Raw genomic sequence first — 2,086 nt, 5'->3', positions numbered from 1 at the left:
TCTCGCGGATGAACTTCAGCAGGGTCTCGCGGTCGGGCACGCCTTTGGCAAAGCGCGTGGACTTCGGCATCTTCGATTTGGCCATCGTCCGTGCTTTAGCACCTTTGGCGGCGGAAGGGGCCTCAGCCGTTCAGGAACGCCACGATCTCGCGGTACGCCGAGCGGTCCTGCAGCATGAAGAGGTGCCCGCCTTCGTACCAGCGCAGCTCGGCGCCCGGGATGCGGGCGGCCATCTTCCCCTGGGTGGCGGGCAGGGCGATGCCGTCGTAGCGGCCGGCGGCGATCAGGGTGGGGCAGGCGATCTGCGGCAGCCTATCCCAGGTGTCGTGCGCGGCGCGGGCTTCGAGCTGGCGGTGCGCGCCCTCGGCCCGGCCAGGCTCGCCCGCGAAGGGGTCGTTCGCGCTCATCTGCACCAGCTTCTCGTACTCGTCGGGGTTGGCGGCGGCCCAGGCCGCATCGCGGCGGGTATCGCTGACGGGAAGGAGGAAGCGGGCGCGTTCCTCGCCCTTCAGGTGCTCGATCTCGTGGAACGGGTAGGAGGCGCCGCCTTCGCCGCCGGGCGAGGTGCAGACCAGGACCAGCCGGCTGACCCGCTGCGGATGCCGCAGGACCAGCTCCTGGGCCACCATGCCGCCGAACGAGACGCCGATCACGCGGACCGCGTCCCACCCAACGTGGTCCAGCAGCGCCGCGGCGTCGTCGGCGTAGTCGGCCATGGAATAGGGGACATCCGGCTTGTCGGTCCGGCCCAGCCCGCGCTGGTTGTAGGCCAGCAGGTCGAACGCCTTGGCCAGCGGCGAGGCGAAGACGTTGGGCTGGACCCGCAGGTCGCCGCCGGTGCCGGAGATGAATAGCAGCGGCGGGCCGGACCCAGCGCGCTCGAAATGGACGTTCAGGCCGTTGAGATGGGCGGTGGGCATGGGGGCAGGTTAGCCGACCCGCCGTCAGGCGCCAGCGGTCAGGCGCCACCGGTCAGGCGCGGGCGGCCTCGAGGATCATGTCCGACACCTCACTGGCGTGCGTAAGTATGCCCAGGTGGCCGGCGGAGAGCTCGACGGTCTTTGCCTTCATCCGGCCGGCCATGAACCGCTGCAGGTTCGGGTCGATGATCCGGTCCAGCTTCGAGACCTGATAGAACGTCGGCCGCGACCTCCAGGCGGCCTGGGTGACGCGGGCCTGGAACAGTTCGTCCGAGATGCGGCCCTGGACGGCGTACAGCATCTTCGCCGTCGCCAGGTCCAGGCCATCGGCGAAGTCGCGGACGAAGACCTCCTCGCTCAGGCCCGCGTAGCCGCCGCTGCGGACGAGGGGGGCGGGCGGCGTGGGATAGGTGCGGGCCAGCGCGGCGTAGTCCTCGTTCGCGTCGGGGGCGCGGGCTGAGCAGTAGACGAGGGCCGAGACCTTGGGGTCGACGCCGACCTCGGTGATCACCTCGCCGCCGTACGAATGGGCGACCAGCACGGTCGGGCCGTCCTGTAGCGCCAGAATGCGGCGGGTGTAGTCGCAATCCTCGACCAGAGTCCGCAGCGGGTTCTGCACGGCGGTGGCGTTGAGGCCGGCGGCCTGCAGGTGAGGGATTACCCGTGACCACGACGATCCGTCGGCGTAGGCGCCGTGGACCAGCACGACGTTGCGGGCTTTGAAAGCGGTCGCGGCCTTCGCCGGCGCGGCGACGGCGGCTGCGGCGGCCAGGGCAAGCATGGCGCGGCGGTCCATCATGGCGGACATCCCCTCGCGGCGTCGAAGCCGCGAGGTTAGGCGCGAAGGCGAGTTTCCGCCAGGGTGGGCTAGAAGGGTGTCTCGTCGTCGGCGATGTCGGCCGTGGCGGGCGCAGCTTTCTTCGCGGCGGGCTTCTTGGCGGCCGCCTTCTTCTTCGCGGGCGCCTTCTTGGTCGTGGCTTTGGCCTCGCCATCGGCCTTCTTGGCTGCGCGGGCCGGCTTCTTCTTGCCGCCGCCGCCCTTGGCCGCGCGTTCGGCGATCAGGGCGATCGCCTGCTCCAGGGTCACCGACATGGGATCGGCGCCGCGGGGGACGTTGGCGTTGGTCGAGCCGTGCTTGATGTAGGGGCCGTAGCGGCCCGAGAGCA

Annotated in this window: 3 protein-coding genes; all 3 read right to left on the bottom strand. The window is 70.5% G+C overall.

The features are described 5' to 3' along the window. Positions 1 to 122: 122 nt before the first annotated feature. The gene (locus tag Q0L11_RS19670) at positions 123 to 920 is read right to left on the bottom strand and encodes an alpha/beta fold hydrolase (protein ID WP_296599505.1); all 798 of its coding nucleotides are present in this window, start codon (positions 918 to 920) and stop codon (positions 123 to 125) included. A 52-nt stretch (positions 921 to 972) separates the two neighbouring features. Beyond that, positions 973 to 1,719, bottom strand: a complete 747-nt coding sequence (locus Q0L11_RS19665) for an alpha/beta hydrolase (RefSeq protein ID WP_296599504.1) — start codon at positions 1,717 to 1,719, stop codon at positions 973 to 975. Positions 1,720 to 1,787: 68 nt separating this feature from the next. Then, positions 1,788 to 2,086, bottom strand: a 299-nt coding sequence (locus Q0L11_RS19660) for a topoisomerase C-terminal repeat-containing protein (RefSeq protein ID WP_296599502.1), incomplete at its 5' end; no start/stop codon positions are given.

The organism is Phenylobacterium sp., from assembly GCF_024508875.1.
GTDB lineage: Bacteria > Pseudomonadota > Alphaproteobacteria > Caulobacterales > Caulobacteraceae > Phenylobacterium.
This window is presented reverse-complemented; position numbering and strand designations above follow the sequence as displayed.